Source organism: Streptomyces sp. PTL18 (assembly GCF_059510295.1).
On sequence record NZ_JCAJZO010000003.1, the window covers coordinates 378,650 to 394,763 of the forward strand.

Here is a 16,114-nt window from a genome sequence, read left to right on the forward strand (position 1 = left end):
GCGTGTGGCGGGCGTCAGCCGAGCCTGGCGAAGCCGTAGTTCAGCAGCTTCGTGGCGTCGGCGGCGCGCTGGCTGATCGACGACGAGGCCAGGACCGTGCCGATGACCGTCTTGCCGTTGCGGGTGGCGGCGAAGACGAGGCAGTACTTGGCCTCGGGGCCGGAACCGGTCTTCACGCCGATCGCACCGCGGTAGCTGCCGAGCAGCGTGTTGGTGTTGGTCCACGGGGCCATGGTGCGGACGGTGCCGGACTTGGTGACGGTCTTCGCCGTGTACGACTTGGTCTTCACGATCGTGCGGAACGTGGAGTTCTTCATCGCGCTGCTCGCGATCTTCGTGAGATCGCGCGGCGTCGAGTAGTTGTTGCCGTTGCCGATGCCGTCGAACGAGTCGAAGTGCGTGTTCTTCAGGCCGAGGCTCGTGGCGGCGCTGTTCATCTTTCCGATGAACGACTTCACGCGCGCGTTCCGCGTCGTGCCGGAACCGAACTTGTCGGCGAGCGCGTAGGCCGCGTCACAGCCGGAGGGGAGCATCAGCCCGTACAGCAGCTGACGGACCGTGACCTTGTCGCCGACGATCAGGTGCGCCTGGGAGGCGTTGTTGGCGACCACGTAGTCGCTGTACGCCTTCTGGATCGTCACCTTGGCGTCGAGGTTCAGGTTCGGCTGTGCGAGCACGACCTTCGCGGTCATGATCTTGGTGGTGGAGCCGGTGGAACGCTTGGTGTCCGCGGCCTTCGTGTACAGCGTCGCGCCGTTCGCATTGTTCATCGCGTAGCCGCCCGCGGCCACGATCGAGGGCGTGGTGACGGCCTGAGCGGGCGCCGCGGTGAGGGCTCCTGTGGTGAGCACGGCTCCAGTGGTGACCACTGCCGCGACTGCCCTGCGAACCCGCGCGCCCTTGATGCCGGTAGTCAAAGTTGAACGCTCCGATTGCGTCTCTGATGCCTGTGAATGCATCCAAATGCCCCTGGAGTACGGCCGGATGACGAGGCCGCCTTCTCGTGAGACTAGTGAATGGCCCGCATGGATGTGCGGTTGCCCGGGTGAATTCGGAGACGGATGTACCCGTCCGCATGATGGACGCCCATCGGCATGCGTACGTGTTGTATCTATGATGTGCTCATGCCTGCAGCGCCGTCCGTCGCCGAAGCCCCCGAGAAGATGCCCCTCAAACAACCCCCCGCCGCCGACCGCGTGTACACCCATGTCAAACGGGGAGTCCTGGAGCGCCGTTACGAGGGCGGGACGCTGCTGACCGAGGGCGAGCTGGCCGAGGAGGTCGGCGTCTCGCGGACACCGGTGCGCGAGGCGCTGCTGCGCCTGGAGGTCGAAGGGCTGATCAGGCTCTACCCGAAGAAGGGCGCCCTCGTCCTCGCCGTCTCCGCGCAGGAGATCGCGGACGTGGTCGAAACGCGTCAGCTCGTCGAGGGGCACGCCGCCCGCAAGGCCGTCCCCGCGCCGCCCGCGCTGATCGAGCGGCTCGAGGAACTGCTCGCGCGCCAGAAGGAGCAGGCCGCCGCCGGTGACCTGGCCGGGGCGGCGGTCACCGACCGCACGTTCCACGCGGAGATCGTGCGCAGCGGCGGCAACGAGATCCTCTCCCGCCTGTACGACCAACTCCGCGACCGCCAGCTGCGCATGGGCGTCGCCGTCATGCACTCGCACCCCGACCGCATCGCCAAGACCCTCAGCGAGCACGCGGAGATCCTTCAGGCGCTGCGGTCCGGCGACGCCGAGGTGGCCGTGGGCGTCGTGCACCGTCACGTCAGCTGGTTCTCCCACCTGGCGCGGGGTGAGGTGCGATGAGGTCCGGTTCGGTGACTTCCCGCTCCGTGCCGCTCCCCGGCGATCCGCCCGGCGGCCGACGAGCCGTCGCCGTATGGGCCATCGGCGTCTCGGTCTACTTCGTCGCCGTCATCTTCCGCACGTCGCTGGGCGTGGCCGGTCTGGACGCGGCGGCCCGCTTCCATGTGAACGCGTCCGCCCTGTCCGCCTTCTCCATTCTCCAGCTGCTCGTGTACGCGGGCATGCAGATACCCGTCGGCCTGCTGGTGGACCGGCTCGGCACGAAGAAGGTGCTGACCATCGGGGTCATCCTGTTCACGGCGGGCCAGCTGGGGTTCGCGTTCTCACCGTCGTACGCCACGGCGCTCGCCTCACGCGCCCTGCTGGGCTGCGGCGACGCGATGACGTTCATCAGCGTGCTGCGGCTCGGCACGCGCTGGTTCCCGGCCCGCCGCGGTCCGCTGGTCGCCCAGCTCGCCGGGCTGGTGGGCATGGCCGGCAACCTGGTCTCCACGCTCGTGCTGGCCCGGCTGCTGCACGGAGTGGGCTGGACGGCGGCGTTCGGGGGCAGCGCGCTCGCCGGGGCGGTCGTCCTCGTGCTGCTGCTGCTCTTCCTGAAGGACCATCCGGAGGGCCACGAGCCGGAGCCGTTCCCGCACCGCGGGTCGGCGTACGTGCGGCGGCAGATCGTGGCTTCCTGGAAGGAGCCCGGAACACGGCTCGGGCTGTGGGTGCACTTCACGACGCAGTTCCCGGCGATGGTGTTCCTGCTGCTGTGGGGCCTGCCGTTCCTGGTGCAGGCGCAGGGCCTGTCCCGGGCCGCGGCCGGTGAACTCCTCACGCTCGTCGTGGTGTCGAACATGATGATCGGACTGGTGTACGGGCAGATCGTGGCCCGGCACCACACGGCGCGGCTCCCGCTGGCCCTCGGCACGGTCGGGGCGACGGCGGCGGTGTGGGCGGCCGCCCTCGCCTACCCGGCCGCGCACGCACCGATGTGGCTGCTCATCGTGCTGTGCACGGTGCTCGGGGCATGCGGTCCGGCGTCGATGATCGGCTTCGACTTCGCGCGGCCCGCGAACCCGCCGGAGCGCCAGGGCACGGCGTCCGGAATCACCAACATGGGCGGTTTCGTCGCCTCCATGACGACGCTGCTGGCGATCGGGGTGCTGCTCGACGCGACGGGGGACGACTACACCGTCGCCTTCTGCGCCGTGTTCGTTCTCCAGGCCGTGGGGCTCGGCCAGATACTGCGCCTGCGGAAGCGGGCGGCGCGCAGGGAGCGGGAGCGGCTCGTCGCCAGCCGGGTGGAGACGGTGCACGTACCGGCGTAGGTCACGTCCTACGGACGTCGGCGCGGGGGCTCAAGGCCCAGCACCCTGTCCTTCAGCGCCGGGAACTGCTCCCTCGTGGCGGCGACCCTCGCCGGGTCGAACTCCACCCTGAGGATCTCCTCCTCGGCACCCGCCTCGGCGAGGACCTCCCCCCACGGATCCACCACGATCGAGTGACCCGCCTGCGGAACTCCGTCATGCGTCCCGGCCGTTCCGCACGCAAGGACGTACGCCTGGTTCTCGACCGCCCGCGCCCGGGCCAGCAGCGTCCAGTGGGACCGCCGGCGCTCCGGCCAGCCCGCCGGGATCACGAGCGTCTCGGCCCCCGCGTCCACGAGCGAGCGGAACAGCTCGGGGAAGCGGAGGTCGTAACAGGTGGCCATGCCGACGGTCGTCTCCGGCAGCCGCACCGTCACCGGCTCGGTCCCCGCACCCATCAGCACCGCCTCGCCCTTGTCGAAGCCGAAGCGGTGGATCTTGCGGTAGGCGGCGGCCAGCTCACCGGAGGGGGAGAAGAGGAGAGACGTGTTGTAGAGGGGACCCTCCGGATCGCGTTCGGGGATCGAGCCCGCGTGCAGCCACACGCCCGCGTCGGCCGCGGCCTTCGCCATCGCCTCGTGGGTCGGACCCTCGAGCGGCTCGGCCTCGGCGCCGAACCGCTCGTAGGCGAACGCCCCGGTGGTCCACAGCTCGGGCAGCACCACGAGATCGACTCCGGCCTGCTCCCGTACCAGCGAGGCGGCTCGCCGCCGACGCGAATCGACCGATTCTTCCTCGTCCACCCGCATCTGGATCAAGGAGGCGCGCACACTACCACCGTCCTGGTAATCGAGCTTTCTGAACAGGCCTACGATCGTCACACCAAAGCACTGCCGGGGTGCCTCGCAGCAGCGTAACTTAACGTCCCAACACACCCGCCGACAGCCACCTCCCGCAGTACAGCCACCGACAACGCCGTCGACCAACGCCCGTGCACCGACCGCCCGAGGGGTCCGTTCCGTGAGTCTGCATCCCACTCTTCAGCCCTACGCCGATGCCTGGACCCACTCCGTCGAAGCGATATTCGAGCTGGTGCAGCCGCTCGTGGAGGGCGAGTGGAACCGGCGCACGCCGTGCCCCGCATGGTCGGTGCGCGACGTGGTCTCGCACGTCATCGGCATGGACTGCGAGATGCTCGGCGATCCCCGCCCCATCCACACGCTCCCGCGCGACCTGTTCCACGTCACCAACGAGCACCAGCGCTACATGGAGATGCAGGTCGACGTCCGCCGCCACCACACGGCCCCGGAGATGACCTCCGAACTGGAGTACACGATCATCCGCCGCAACCGCCAGCTGCGGAACGAGTCGCGGGACCCGGGCACCAAGGTACGCGGCCCGCTCGGCACCGAGCAGACCCTCGAAGAGGCCATGCGGTACCGCGCGTTCGACATCTGGGTGCACGAGCAGGACCTGCGCACGGCCCTCGGCCGACCGGGAAACCTGGACTCGCCGGGCGCGCACATCGCCCGCGACGCACTGCTGGCCGCGCTGCCGGAGGTGGTCGCCCAGGGCGCGGGCGCGCCGCCCGGGTCGGCGGTCGTCATCGACGTGCACGGCCCCGTCGAGTTCCTGCGCACGGTCCGGGTGGACGCGGAGGGCCGCGGCACGATCGACGGCACGCCCTCGCTGGGCCCGGCGGTGACGCTCACCCTCGACTGGGAGACGTACGTCCGCCTGGCCTGCGGCCGGGTGGGCGCGGACGCCGTCGCCGACCGCATCAAGGCGGAGGGCGACCCGGACCTGACGGCGGCGATCCTGCGCTCCTTCGCGGTGACGAAGTAGACGACGCGGACCATCCCTCGAAGGCCCGGGCCCGCCACGGGCCCCGGTCAGGCCTCCTCCCGCTCCTTGTCCGCCAGGTGGATCACGCACACGGCCACCGCGATCAGCAGTGCCGGGTCCACGTCCTCGCGCACGATGTCCACGCCGTACGTCTCCCGGACGTGCAGCCAGCGCCGGGAGATCTGCGCCAGCAGTTCGCCGTCGTACTCGATGGCGAACTCACGGTCGAGGATCTTGCCGCTGACGTCGAGCTCCGTACCGTCCGCCAGCGAGACGCGGAAGTGGTTGCGCAGCAGGGACAGTCGCTTGCGCTTGATCGTGGCCAGCCGGTCGCCGTCACGCTCGATGATCATCGTGTCGCGCAGGGCGAACATCTTCTGGTGGATGTCGATCAGGACGCGCCCCTGCGGGTCCTTCAGCTCGAAGGTGTCCCTCAGCCGCATCGCCTTGCCGTCGACGAGGAACACCTTGGTGCCGTGCTCGTCCTCGATCCAGTAGTCCTCACCGATACCGAGGAGCCGGTCGCGCACAAAAAGTCTCATACGGTCAGGGCTTCCCCCGGGACCGGCCCGAAACGCCGCCGGTAGGCCGACGGACTGAGCCCCGTCCCGCGCCGCAGCCGGGCCCGCAGGTTGGCGGCCGTGCCGAGGCCGCTGCGCGCGGCGACCACCTCCAGCCGCTCCTCCCCCCGTTCGATCAGCCGGCAGGCGAGGGCCACGCGCTCGCCGGTCAGCCAGGCCAGGGGTGTGGTGCCGAGCTGGGCGCGGAAGCGGCGGTGCAGGGTGGCGGGACTGACCCCGGCGCGGGCCGCCAGGTCGCCCACACTGAGCGGTTCGCCCAGCCGCTCCTGCGCCCAGGCCAGCAGCGGGGCCAGCGACTCGTCCGGTACGTCGGGCACCGGCCGCTCCACGAACTGCCGCTGTCCCCCGTCGCGGTGCGCGGCGAAGACCAGTCGGCGGGAGACGGCGTTGGCGATCTCGGCGCCGTGGTCACGGCGCCAGATGTGCAGCCCCAGATCGAGTGCCGCCGCGCTGCCCGCAGCGGTGAGAACGTCGCCCTCGTCCACGAAGAGCACGTCCGGCTCCAGCAGGACCTTCGGGTGCAGCTCGCGGAACGCGCCGGCCCAGCGCCAGTGGGTGGTGGCCCGTCGACCGTCGAGCAGCCCGGCTTCGGCCAGCGCGAAGCTGCCGGTGCAGAAGCTGAGCACCCGGGCGCCGCGTGCGTGGGCACGGCGGATGGCGTCGAGGACGTCGCGGCCGCGCGGAACGACGTTGTCGGGGCGGCCGGGCAGGACGAGGGTGTCCGCGTCGTCCACGGCCTCCAGACCGGGCACCCCGGTCATCGTGAAGAACCCGTGGTTCATCCGCACTTCGGGCACCGGCGTGCACAGCGTGGTCTCGTACAACGGCTCCGGCAGGCCCAGTTCGGGCCGAGGGAGCCCGAACAGCTCGGTCGCCACGCCGACCTCGAACGGGTTCGTGCCCCGGTCGACGATCACGGTGACCCGATGCGGTCGCCGTGCCTGAGAGGATCCTTGCGGCATGTGCGATTTCTAGCACTCGTACGGCGGGAGGTCACCCCGCACGATGGCGGCATGGAACCCAAGGAACCCCTCTCCCTGGCCGCGGCCCTCGCCTCCTTCACCGAGCTGTGGAGCCCGCGCATCGTCACCACCGTCAACGACTACGACGTCCGCGTCGCGAAGGTCCAGGGCGAGCACCTGTGGCACACGCACGACCACACCGACGAGTTCTTCCTCGTCCTCGACGGTGAACTGCACATCGCACTGCGCGAGCCGGCCGGCGAGCGCACGGTCACGCTCGCCAAGGGCTCGGTCTTCACGGTCCCGCGTGGCACGGAGCACAAGCCGTCCGCGCCCGCCGGTGCATCGATCCTGCTGTTCGAACCCACCGGCACCCCGACGGTCGGCGACCGCCACGAAGAGGTCCCCGACCACGTGGACGCCACGACCGGGCACGCACTGACCTGAGCCCGGCCGTTCCCGGCAGCCGGTGCCCCGGACGCGGACGGGTCCCCGCCCGGGCGGGGACCCGTGTAACGGGCCGCAAAGGGCACCGCGGGGGCGACCGGTCTACCGGTAGCCCTCCCGCCTGTCGGTCTCGTCGAGCTCGTCCTGGTCCCAGGACGAGCGCCGGTCCCCGCGCTCCCGGCGCGTGCCGGACCTGTCCAGGTCCTCGTCCGAGAGGTCGGAGCCGCTCATGTCCGGGTCGCGGCGGTCCCGGTCGCGGATCTCCTCACCGCTCGTCTCGCCGCGCACGCGGTCACGATTCGGGCGGCGCATCCGGTCGTCGATGTCTCGAGGCATGGAACTGCTCCCTTGCACTGACCCCCCTGTGTGAGACGAGCATCTCTCCGTTACCTCGCGTGCGCATCCCGTAGGGGAGCTTGTACGCAGCGTAACCGAGTTGTCCACAGGCCCCGCGGCACGCCGGTCACGGATGGCACCCTTGACCCATGAACGACTCCACTTCGCGTCGCGTCCGCGTCCGCGCCCCCGAGCTGATCGGCAAGGGCGGCTGGCTGAACACGGGCGGAGAGCAGTACACCCTCGCCGACCTGCGAGGACGTATCGTCATCCTCGACTTCTGGACGTTCTGTTGTATCAACTGTCTGCATGTCCTGGACGAGCTGCGCGAGCTGGAGGAGAAGCACCGCGACACCGTGGTGATCATCGGCGTGCACTCTCCGAAGTTCGTCCACGAGGCGGAGCACCAGGCGGTGGTGGACGCGGTGGAGCGCTACGGGGTGGAGCACCCGGTCCTCGACGACCCGGAGCTCGCCACCTGGAAGCAGTACGCGGTCCGGGCCTGGCCGACTCTGGTGGTCATCGACCCCGAGGGGTATGTGGTCGCCCAGCACGCGGGTGAGGGTCACGCCCATGCGGTGGAACGGCTCGTCGAGGAGCTGGAGGAGGAGCACGCCGCGAAGGGCACGCTGCGCCGCGGGGACGGTCCGTACGTGGCTCCCGAGCCCCAGCCCACGACCCTCCGTTTCCCCGGCAAGGCGCTCCTGCTGCCGTCCGGGAACTTCCTGGTCAGCGACACCACCCGGCACCAGCTGGTGGAGCTGGCGGCGGACGGCGAGACGGTGGTGCGGCGGATCGGTTCCGGTGTGCGGGGCTTCGTGGACGGGCCGGCGGAAGCGGCGGGTTTCAGCGAGCCGCAGGGTCTGGCGCTGCTCGACGACGGGGTGGTGGTCGTCGCGGACACCGTGAACCACGCGCTGCGCCGCCTGGACCCGGTGACCGGCGAGGTCGGCACGCTGGCGGGCACCGGCAGGCAGTGGTGGCAGGGCTCGCCGACATCGGGTCCCGCCCGTGAGGTGGATCTCTCCTCGCCGTGGGACGTGGCGGTCTTCGGCGGCCGGGTGTGGATCGCCATGGCGGGCGTGCACCAGCTGTGGACGTACGACCCCGCGACGGCAACGGTCGCGGTGGCGGCCGGCACCACGAACGAGGGGCTGGTGGACGGTCCCGGTGCCGAGGCCTGGTTCGCCCAGCCGTCGGGGCTCGCCGCGACCGCCGACCGGCTGTGGCTGGCGGACTCCGAGACCTCCGCGCTGCGCTGGGTGGATCTCGACGGACGTGTGCACACCGCGGTCGGGACGGGCCTGTTCGACTTCGGGCACCGGGACGGCGCGGCGGAACAGGCGCTGTTCCAGCACCCGTTGGGGGTGACCGCGCTGCCGGACGGCTCGGTGGCGGTCAGTGACACCTACAACCACGCGCTGCGGCGCTACGACCCGGCGACGGGGCAGGTGAGCACGCTGGCGACGGACCTGCGGGAACCGTCGGACGCGGTGCTCGTCGGCGAGGACGTCGTGGTCGTGGAGTCGGCCCGGCACCGGCTGACCCGGCTGCGGCTGCCGGAGGAAGCGGTGCAGGTCGCCGCGGTCGCCCACCGCACGCAGCGTGCGGCGACCGAGGTGACGCCCGGCAGGCTCCGGCTGGACGTGGTCTTCCAGGCCCCGGCCGGTCAGAAGCTGGACACCCGTTACGGGCCGTCGACCCGTCTGCTGGTCTCCTCGACGCCGCCGGAACTGCTGCTGAAGGGCGAGGGGGCCGGCCTGGACCTCGCGCGGGAGCTGGAGTTGAACCCGGCGGTGGCCGAGGGCGTCCTGCATGTCTCGGCGATGGCGGCGTCCTGCGACGACGACCCGGCGAACGAATACCCGGCCTGCCATGTCCACCAGCAGGACTGGGGAGTCCCGGTCCGCCTCACCGAGGGCGGGGCGGACCGGCTGCCGCTGGTGCTGGCGGGGATGGACGAGAGCCGGTAGGCCGGGGCTCCGGCGTCCAGAGTGGGGCCGCTGCGGCCCGCGGGCGGGTGGCCGCCGCCCTCAGGACGGGTGTGCGGCCACCGCCGACCGCGCCTGCCAGGCGCGCCTTGGGATGTCCGATCCGGCGACGGACGGTACCGTTCTCACGCGACCGGAGTGATCGTGTGGGGCATCGGACCGCGCAGGCCTATGGGGCTCACTCGCGCTCAGCCTCCGGAGAGGGTTGAGGACCGTGTCTGTCTTCGCCAGACGGGCTGTCGCTCCATGCCGCCGGGACCGGGCAGGGCGGAAGCCCTGTCATGCCGCTCCGGCGCGCCCGGCACCTGCCCCGAGCGCCTCGGGGCTTCAGACGCCGTATCCGTCGGTGTAGCCGTCGTCCCGGGGGTGCCGGTTCTCCTCGACGACGGTCGTCGAGGGTGGCACGACGACCCGCCTGCGGCGGTAGATACCGCTGAAGGTGGTCACCCCTATCAGCCCGACGATCATGAGTATGACGCCGACCAAGTGGATGTTGACGCCTTGCATGTGCCAGTCGGTCGCGAACGCGAGGATGGCCCCCACGGCGATCAGGATGATGCATCCACCCAGGCCCATGAGTCCTGCCCTCCCTGTGCGGCCGGTCCTTCCGGCCTCGGACCCGGGTACCCGGGACATCCGTGGACATGCCGGGGCGACGGCGGGCGGGCGTGCCGGCTCGATCGGCGACGGCGGGGCGCCGGGAGGGCCGGCGGGTCGGAGCGTCAGCCCTCCAGGAACGCCTTCAGGGCGTTGGCCAGCAGATAGGGGTCCTTCGCGCCGCACAGTTCGCGGGCGCTGTGCATCGAGAGGATGGCCGCGCCGATGTCCACCGTCCTGATGCCGTGACGGGCCGCGGTGATGGGGCCGATGGTGGTGCCGCAGGGCATCGCGTTGTTCGAGACGAAGGACTGGAAGGGCACGTCCGCCTTCTCGCAGGCTGCGGAGAAGAGCGCGCGGCCCGAACCATCCGTGGCGTAGCGGTTGTTGACGTTCACCTTGAGGATCGGGCCGCCGTTCACGCGCGGGTGGTGGGTGGGGTCGTGCCGCTCCGCGTAGTTGGGGTGGACGGCGTGCCCGGTGTCGGAGGACAGGCAGACTGTGCCGGCGAAGGCCCGGGCCCGGTCCTCGAAGGAGCCGCCCCGGGCGAACACCGAGCGTTCCAGGACCGATCCGAGCAGCGGACCGTCGGCGCCGGTGTCCGACTGGGAGCCGTTCTCCTCGTGGTCGAAGGCGGCGAGCACCGGGATGTACGACGGGGTGGTGTCGGAGCCGACGACGGCGGTCAACGCCGCGGCGGCCGCGTGCACGGACAGCAGGTTGTCCATGCGCGGGCCCGCCACCAACTCCTTGTCACGGCCCAGGTAGGCCGGCGGCTCCACCGAGTGGGTCATCAGGTCCCAGCCGGTCACCTCGCCGGCGGCGAGCCCGAGTTCCTGCTCGAGGAACGCGATCAGGTCACCGTCGCGCACGCCGTCGCCCAGGCCCCAGACGGGCTGGAGGTGCCGCTGCTGGTCGAGCTTCAGACCCTCGCTGGAGACCGTGCGGTCCAGGTGGATGGCCAGTTGCGGCACGCGCAGCAGCGGTCTGTCGACGTTCACCAGCCGTGTGGAGCCGTCGCGCAGGGAGAGCCGGCCGGCCAGCCCGAGGTCGCGGTCGAGCCAGGAGTTCAGCAGCGGGCCGCCGTAGATCTCCACCGCGACCTGCCGCCAGCCGTGCGCGCCGCTGTCCGGCCGGGGCTTGACCCGCAGGTTGGGAGAGTCGGTGTGCGCGCCCATGATCCGGAACGGCGTGTGCGGATCGGCGCCTTCGGGGACGTACCAGGCGATGATCGCGCCGCCGCGCAGCACGTACCGGCCGCCGCTCGTGCCGTCCCACGCATCCGTCTCAGCGACCTGCCGGAAGCCGGCCTTCTCCAGCCGTTCGGCGACGTTCGTCACGGCGTGGTACGGCGACGGGCTCGCCGCCAGGAAGGACATGAGGTCGTCGGTGTGGCTGCGGTCGAAGCGCGCACTTGTGCTCATGGGTTCACCTTAACGACGGAGGAGGGCCCGCTCCCGACGGACGGGAACGGGCCCTCGCAAGGGGCATGTGGAGGTGGTCCTAGAACGCGGCCTCGTCCAGCTCCATGATGTCCAGCTCCACGCCCTCGGCGACCTTGCGGGCCAGGGTCACGCCCGGCAGGACGTTGGCCGCGAAGAACTTCGCCGCCGCGATCTTGCCCTGGTAGAACGCCTTGTCCTTGCTGGAGGCGCTCGGCAGCTTCTCGGCGGCGATCGCGGCGCCCTTCAGCAGCAGGTAGCCGACGACGACGTCACCGCAGGCCATCAGCAGGCGGGTGGTGTTCAGGCCCACCTTGTAGATGTTCTTGACGTCCTGCTCGGTGGCCGCCAGGTCGGTCAGCATGAGGCCGACGATGGCCTCCAGCTCCACGGCCGCCTTGGCGAGCCGGTCGCGGGCCGGGGCCAGCTCCTCGCCGCCCTCGCCCACCGCCAGGAACTTCTTGATCTCCTCGGCGAGGGAGTTCAGCGCGGCGCCCTGGTTGCGGACGATCTTCCGGAAGAAGAAGTCCTGGCCCTGGATCGCGGTGGTGCCCTCGTAGAGGGTGTCGATCTTGGCGTCGCGGATGTACTGCTCGATCGGGTACTCCTGCAGGAAGCCGGAGCCGCCGAAGGTCTGCAGCGACTGGGCGAGCTGCTCGTAGCCCTTCTCGGAGCCGTAGCCCTTGACGATGGGCAGGAGCAGGTCGTTGAGGGCGTGCTCGGTGGAGGCGTCCTCGCCGTTCGCCTCCTTGACGGCGATCGCGTCCTGGATCGAGGCGGTGTACATCACCAGCGCCCGCATGCCCTCCGCGTACGCCTTCTGCGTCATCAGCGAGCGGCGCACGTCCGGGTGGTGGGTGATGGTGACCTTGGGCGCGGTCTTGTCCATGAAGTTCGCCAGGTCGGGACCCTGGACGCGCTCCTTGGCGTACTCCAGCGCGTTCAGGTAGCCGGTGGAGAGCGTCGATATCGCCTTCGTGCCGACCATCATGCGGGCGAACTCGATGATGCGGAACATCTGGCGGATGCCGTCGTGCTTGTCGCCGATCAGCCAGCCCTTGGCGGGGTGCCTGTCGCCGAACGTCATCTCGCAGGTGTTGGAGGCCTTCAGGCCCATCTTGTGCTCGACGTTCGTGGCGTACACGCCGTTGCGCTCGCCCAGCTCGCCGGTCTCGAAGTCGAACAGGTACTTCGGGACGAGGAAGAGGGACAGGCCCTTGGTGCCGGGGCCGGCGCCCTCGGGGCGGGCGAGGACGTAGTGGAGGATGTTCTCCTCCATGTCGTGCTCACCGGAGGTGATGAAGCGCTTCACGCCCTCGATGTGCCAGGAGCCGTCCTCCTGCTGGACGGCCTTGGTACGGCCGGCGCCCACGTCCGAGCCGGCGTCCGGCTCGGTGAGCACCATGGTGGAGCCCCAGCGCTTCTCGACGGCTGTCTTCGCGATCTCCTTCTGGACCTCGTTGCCCTCCTCGAAGAGGATGCGGGCGAACGCCGGGCCGGAGGAGTACATCCAGATCGCCGGGTTCGAGCCGAGGATCAGCTCCGCGTAGGCCCAGATCAGGGACGGCGGGGCGGTGGTGCCGCCGATCTCCTCGGGCAGGCCGAGGCGCCAGTACTCGGAGTCCATGAAGGCTTCGTAGCTCTTCTTGAAGGACGCCGGGACCGGGGCGGTGTTGGTCTCCGGGTCGAAGACGGGCGGGTTGCGGTCGGCGTCCGCGAAGGACTCCGCCAGCTCGTTCTCCGAAAGGCGGGTCAGCTCCTCGAGGATGCTCTTGGCGGTCTCGGCGTCCATCTCCGCGAACGGGCCGGTGCCGTACAGCTTGTCGCGCCCGAGCACCTCGAAGAGGTTGAACTCGATGTCGCGGAGATTCGACTTGTAGTGCCCCATGGCGACGGCTCCGTAGAGGGATCGGCGAGGCACTGTCTCCTCGCAACTGGTTCATCTACCAACAAGTAGCTCCGATGATGCTACCCGTCGGTAATAAGAAGCAACCCCTCACGGCCCATATGTGGCCTACTACTCTTTGGGACATGTACGGCTACCAGAACGCGGGCGCTCAGCAGCAGTACGCCCCGCCGCAGCAGCAGATGCCCGGGCAGCAGATGCCGGGTGGGCAGATGCCGGGCGGGTACGGCCAGCAGCCACCGCTGTACCCCGAGCCGTCGCCGCCGTCGCTCGCGGACGCGGTCCGTGCGTTCACCACGGGGTCGATGTCCGCGGAAGACTTCCAGCAGATCTTCGCCACGTCCAAGGTGTACTGCCCGCGCGGCGACAACCCCGGCTTCCTGGCGCTGCACAACACCCAGCAGCCGGTGATCCCGATGTTCACCTCGCTCAAGGAGCTGCGACGGTACGCGGGCAAGGAGTCGAAGTACTTCGTGATCACCGGGGCGGAGGTGATCGACCTGCTGCCGACCGGCTACGGCTTCGTGCTCGACATGGAGGGCGAGCACCGGATGGTCTTCGACGCGAAGGCCGTGGAGCAGATGGTGGAGTTCGCCATGCGCCGGATGTACGGCTAGCCGGACGTACGGCTGGACGTGATCGCTCGCGGGCGGCCGGGCGACGTCCTGGCCGGCCTCGCGTCCGTGAAGGGCGCACCGAAAGGCCCGGAGGGAATGCCCTCCGGGCTTTCTGTGTTTCGAGGTGGCAGAAAGTTCAACGGTCAACTAAGCTCGGAGCACAAGGAGGTACCGACATGCCCGCAGTGACTGTCGAGAACCCGCTGACCCTTCCCCGTGTGGTCGCACCCGCCGACGCGGTGGCCCGTCCCGTGCTCGGTGTCACGACCGCGCCCGGCGGTTTCGAGGGCGAGGGCTTCCCGGTCCGCCGCGCCTTCGCCGGGATCCACTACCGCCACCTCGACCCGTTCATCATGATGGATCAGATGGGTGAGGTTGAGTATCAGCCTGGGGAGCCGAAAGGGACCCCGTGGCACCCGCACCGCGGCTTCGAGACCGTCACGTACATCATCGACGGGATCTTCGACCACCAGGACTCGCACGGCGGTGGCGGCACCATCACCAACGGTGACACGCAGTGGATGACCGCGGGCTCCGGGCTGCTGCACATCGAGGCCCCGCCGGAGTCCCTCGTCGTCTCCGGCGGCCTGTTCCACGGCATCCAGCTGTGGGTCAACCTGCCCGCCAAGGACAAGATGATGGCCCCGCGCTACCAGGACATCCGCGGCGGCCAGGTCCAGCTGCTGACCACCCCCGACGGCGGCGCGCTGCTGCGTGTCATCGCCGGTGAGCTCGACGGTCACCAGGGCCCCGGCATCACGCACACGCCGATCACCCTGATCCACGCCACCGTGGCGCCGGGTGCGGAGGTCACCCTGCCGTGGCGCGAGGACTTCAACGGCCTCGCCTACGTCCTGGCCGGCCGCGGCAGCGTGGGCGTGGAGCGGCGTCCGATCCGCCTCGGCCAGACCGCCGTGTTCGGTGCGGGCTCCTCGGTCACCGTCCGCGCGGACGAGCGGCAGGACTCGAACACGCCGGACCTGGAGGTCGTCCTGCTCGGCGGGCAGCCGATCCGTGAGCCGATGGCGCACTACGGGCCGTTCGTGATGAACACCCGCGAGGAGCTCCAGCAGGCCTTCGAGGACTTCCAGAAGGGGCGCCTCGGGACCGTCCCGGCCGTCCACGGCATGACGGAGAGCGGGCCGCTGGGTTCCTGATCCGCCGGCACCTGACACCACGTCACCCGGGCGGGCCGTCCGCACAGGACAGCCCGCCCCTGGCGTGGTCGTCTGGAAGGATGCAGCTGCTCCCCGAGCCCGTCCGCCGGCTCGCCGCCTGGTGTGCGGTGTTCCTGCTGGTCGCCGGGGTCGTCTGGATCGTGATCCGGTTGTGCGGCCAGTTCCGTACGGCCGTCGTGCCGGTGCTCCTCGCGCTGCTCGGGAGCGCGCTGCTCGGGCCGTTGCACCGGTGGCTGGCGCGGATGGGGGTGCACCGGTCGCTCGCGGCCGGGATCACGTGCGTCGCCGTCCTGGCCGTGGCCGGCGGGGCGGTGTACGTGGTCGCCTCCGCGCTCGTCGAGACCGGCGACCAGATCATCACCGCCCTCGAACGGGTCGGGAAGTCGCTCGCACGGCGCTTCGGTGCGGCCGGGACCTCGCTCGAGGATCTCGCCGCCCATTCCAGGGACCTGCTCGCCAAGTTCGGCGGGACCGCCGCCCGCAACGTGATCAGCGGGGTCAGCGTCGTCAGCGAGACCATCGCCATGGGCGCCCTGGCCCTGCTGCTGGTCTTCTTCTTCCTGCGCGACTCCCACCGGGCCGCCGACACGCTGCGCTCGATGGCCCCGCGCGGCACCGCCGACACCGTCGAGGCGGTGGCGCGGCGCGCCTACCAGGCCGTCGAGGGCTTCATGCGGGGGACCACGTTCATCGCGCTCATCGACGCATTCTGCATCACCGTGGGGCTGCTGGTGCTGCGCGTCCCCGGGGCGATCGGGCTCGGCGCGCTCGTCTTCGTCGGGGCGTACGTGCCCTACCTCGGCGCGTTCCTCTCCGGTGCGGTCGCCGTCCTGGTCGCCCTCGCGGACCGGGGGCTCGTGATCGCGCTGTGGGCGCTCGGCGTGGTCGTCGCGGTGCAGCTGCTGGAGGGGCATGTGCTGCAGCCGGTGGTCCAGAGCCGGACCGTGCAGATGCACCCGGCGGCGGTGCTGCTGGCGATCACCGCGGGGGCGTCCGTGGCCGGAATCCTGGGGATGCTGCTGGCCGTACCGCTGACGGCGGCGGCGTCCGGCATGGCGCACGAACTGCGGCTGCGGTGCGGGCACGCCCCCGAGGACTCGCGGGACCAGTAG

General features: G+C 70.4%; 16 protein-coding genes. 8 read left to right on the forward strand and 8 right to left on the reverse strand.

The window, feature by feature from the left end; translation table 11 throughout:
- Positions 1 to 14: 14 nt before the first annotated feature.
- Entirely contained in the window at positions 15 to 917 is a 903-nt protein-coding gene (locus AC5WS8_RS08660; protein ID WP_496102705.1) for a D-alanyl-D-alanine carboxypeptidase family protein, read from the reverse strand.
- Positions 918 to 1,124: 207 nt separating this feature from the next.
- Between AC5WS8_RS08660 and AC5WS8_RS08665 the strand changes: the two genes are divergently transcribed.
- Together AC5WS8_RS08665 and AC5WS8_RS08670 are read left to right on the forward strand one after the other, a co-directional pair.
- A complete protein-coding gene (locus AC5WS8_RS08665) occupies positions 1,125 to 1,808 on the forward strand; it encodes a GntR family transcriptional regulator (RefSeq protein ID WP_496102706.1) in 684 nt (227 codons plus the stop codon).
- Positions 1,809 to 1,819: 11 nt separating this feature from the next.
- Positions 1,820 to 3,121 carry an MFS transporter gene (locus tag AC5WS8_RS08670; RefSeq protein ID WP_496102707.1) on the forward strand — a complete coding sequence of 434 codons (1,302 nt, stop codon included), beginning with the start codon at positions 1,820 to 1,822 and terminating at the stop codon, positions 3,119 to 3,121.
- Between the two features lie 8 nt (positions 3,122 to 3,129).
- Here AC5WS8_RS08670 and AC5WS8_RS08675 read toward each other — a convergent pair whose 3' ends face one another.
- Positions 3,130 to 3,930 carry a carbon-nitrogen family hydrolase gene (locus AC5WS8_RS08675; RefSeq protein ID WP_496102708.1) on the reverse strand — a complete coding sequence of 267 codons (801 nt, stop codon included), beginning with the start codon at positions 3,928 to 3,930 and terminating at the stop codon, positions 3,130 to 3,132.
- 190 nt (positions 3,931 to 4,120) lie between these two features.
- On the opposite strand from AC5WS8_RS08675, the gene AC5WS8_RS08680 reads away from it, so the two are divergent.
- Positions 4,121 to 4,945: a maleylpyruvate isomerase family mycothiol-dependent enzyme gene (locus AC5WS8_RS08680; protein WP_496102709.1), complete on the forward strand. Its 825-nt coding sequence runs from the start codon at positions 4,121 to 4,123 to the stop codon at positions 4,943 to 4,945.
- A gap of 47 nt (positions 4,946 to 4,992) precedes the next feature.
- Here the strand turns inward: AC5WS8_RS08680 and AC5WS8_RS08685 are convergent, their stop codons facing one another.
- Together AC5WS8_RS08685 and AC5WS8_RS08690 are read right to left on the reverse strand one after the other, a co-directional pair.
- Positions 4,993 to 5,487 carry an LURP-one-related/scramblase family protein gene (locus tag AC5WS8_RS08685; protein ID WP_496102710.1) on the reverse strand — a complete coding sequence of 165 codons (495 nt, stop codon included), beginning with the start codon at positions 5,485 to 5,487 and terminating at the stop codon, positions 4,993 to 4,995.
- A complete protein-coding gene (locus AC5WS8_RS08690) occupies positions 5,484 to 6,488 on the reverse strand; it encodes a GlxA family transcriptional regulator (protein WP_496102711.1) in 1,005 nt (334 codons plus the stop codon). The genes AC5WS8_RS08685 and AC5WS8_RS08690 overlap by 4 nt, the downstream gene beginning before the upstream one ends.
- A 51-nt stretch (positions 6,489 to 6,539) precedes the next feature.
- On the opposite strand from AC5WS8_RS08690, the gene AC5WS8_RS08695 reads away from it, so the two are divergent.
- On the forward strand, positions 6,540 to 6,935 hold the full coding sequence (locus tag AC5WS8_RS08695) for a cupin domain-containing protein (RefSeq protein WP_496102712.1): 396 nt from the start codon (positions 6,540 to 6,542) through the stop codon (positions 6,933 to 6,935).
- Positions 6,936 to 7,037: 102 nt separating this feature from the next.
- On the opposite strand, the gene AC5WS8_RS08700 is transcribed toward AC5WS8_RS08695, so the two are convergent.
- Positions 7,038 to 7,271, reverse strand: coding sequence for a hypothetical protein (locus AC5WS8_RS08700; RefSeq protein ID WP_496102713.1), 234 nt, complete (start codon positions 7,269 to 7,271; stop codon positions 7,038 to 7,040).
- A gap of 149 nt (positions 7,272 to 7,420) precedes the next feature.
- Here AC5WS8_RS08700 and AC5WS8_RS08705 point away from each other — a divergent pair, with 149 nt between their 5' ends.
- Positions 7,421 to 9,244, forward strand: coding sequence for an NHL domain-containing thioredoxin family protein (locus tag AC5WS8_RS08705; protein ID WP_496102714.1), 1,824 nt, complete (start codon positions 7,421 to 7,423; stop codon positions 9,242 to 9,244).
- 345 nt (positions 9,245 to 9,589) lie between these two features.
- On the opposite strand, the gene AC5WS8_RS08710 is transcribed toward AC5WS8_RS08705, so the two are convergent.
- From AC5WS8_RS08710 to AC5WS8_RS08720, 3 genes are all read right to left on the reverse strand, one after another.
- The gene (locus tag AC5WS8_RS08710; RefSeq protein ID WP_496102715.1) at positions 9,590 to 9,838 is read right to left on the reverse strand and encodes a DUF6458 family protein; all 249 of its coding nucleotides are present in this window, start codon (positions 9,836 to 9,838) and stop codon (positions 9,590 to 9,592) included.
- Between the two features lie 146 nt (positions 9,839 to 9,984).
- Complete coding sequence (locus AC5WS8_RS08715) at positions 9,985 to 11,283, reverse strand: M18 family aminopeptidase (RefSeq protein ID WP_496102716.1); 1,299 nt, start codon at positions 11,281 to 11,283, stop codon at positions 9,985 to 9,987.
- A gap of 79 nt (positions 11,284 to 11,362) precedes the next feature.
- Positions 11,363 to 13,189, reverse strand: a complete 1,827-nt coding sequence (locus tag AC5WS8_RS08720) for an acyl-CoA dehydrogenase (RefSeq protein WP_496102793.1) — start codon at positions 13,187 to 13,189, stop codon at positions 11,363 to 11,365.
- Positions 13,190 to 13,332: 143 nt separating this feature from the next.
- Between AC5WS8_RS08720 and AC5WS8_RS08725 the strand changes: the two genes are divergently transcribed.
- The 3 genes from AC5WS8_RS08725 to AC5WS8_RS08735 all read left to right on the forward strand — a co-directional run bounded on the left by AC5WS8_RS08725 (position 13,333) and on the right by AC5WS8_RS08735 (position 16,114).
- Positions 13,333 to 13,824, forward strand: coding sequence for an SseB family protein (locus tag AC5WS8_RS08725; RefSeq protein ID WP_388569917.1), 492 nt, complete (start codon positions 13,333 to 13,335; stop codon positions 13,822 to 13,824).
- Positions 13,825 to 14,000: 176 nt separating this feature from the next.
- The gene (locus AC5WS8_RS08730; protein ID WP_496102717.1) at positions 14,001 to 14,981 is read left to right on the forward strand and encodes a pirin family protein; all 981 of its coding nucleotides are present in this window, start codon (positions 14,001 to 14,003) and stop codon (positions 14,979 to 14,981) included.
- A gap of 80 nt (positions 14,982 to 15,061) precedes the next feature.
- A complete protein-coding gene (locus AC5WS8_RS08735) occupies positions 15,062 to 16,114 on the forward strand; it encodes an AI-2E family transporter (protein ID WP_496102718.1) in 1,053 nt (350 codons plus the stop codon).

What these genes read in the sequence shown, in the direction of transcription:
- AC5WS8_RS08665 (WP_496102706.1), top strand. Translation starts at nt 1,125, where the DNA reads ATGCCTGCAGCGCCGTCCGTCGCCGAAGCCCCCGAGAAGATGCCCCTC.
- AC5WS8_RS08685 (WP_496102710.1), bottom strand. Translation starts at nt 5,487, where the DNA reads ATGAGACTTTTTGTGCGCGACCGGCTCCTCGGTATCGGTGAGGACTAC.
- AC5WS8_RS08690 (WP_496102711.1), bottom strand. Translation starts at nt 6,488, where the DNA reads ATGCCGCAAGGATCCTCTCAGGCACGGCGACCGCATCGGGTCACCGTG.
- AC5WS8_RS08695 (WP_496102712.1), top strand. Translation starts at nt 6,540, where the DNA reads ATGGAACCCAAGGAACCCCTCTCCCTGGCCGCGGCCCTCGCCTCCTTC.
- AC5WS8_RS08700 (WP_496102713.1), bottom strand. Translation starts at nt 7,271, where the DNA reads ATGCCTCGAGACATCGACGACCGGATGCGCCGCCCGAATCGTGACCGC.
- AC5WS8_RS08705 (WP_496102714.1), top strand. Translation starts at nt 7,421, where the DNA reads ATGAACGACTCCACTTCGCGTCGCGTCCGCGTCCGCGCCCCCGAGCTG.
- AC5WS8_RS08710 (WP_496102715.1), bottom strand. Translation starts at nt 9,838, where the DNA reads ATGGGCCTGGGTGGATGCATCATCCTGATCGCCGTGGGGGCCATCCTC.
- AC5WS8_RS08715 (WP_496102716.1), bottom strand. Translation starts at nt 11,283, where the DNA reads ATGAGCACAAGTGCGCGCTTCGACCGCAGCCACACCGACGACCTCATG.
- AC5WS8_RS08720 (WP_496102793.1), bottom strand. Translation starts at nt 13,189, where the DNA reads ATGGGGCACTACAAGTCGAATCTCCGCGACATCGAGTTCAACCTCTTC.
- AC5WS8_RS08725 (WP_388569917.1), top strand. Translation starts at nt 13,333, where the DNA reads ATGTACGGCTACCAGAACGCGGGCGCTCAGCAGCAGTACGCCCCGCCG.
- AC5WS8_RS08730 (WP_496102717.1), top strand. Translation starts at nt 14,001, where the DNA reads ATGCCCGCAGTGACTGTCGAGAACCCGCTGACCCTTCCCCGTGTGGTC.
- AC5WS8_RS08735 (WP_496102718.1), top strand. Translation starts at nt 15,062, where the DNA reads ATGCAGCTGCTCCCCGAGCCCGTCCGCCGGCTCGCCGCCTGGTGTGCG.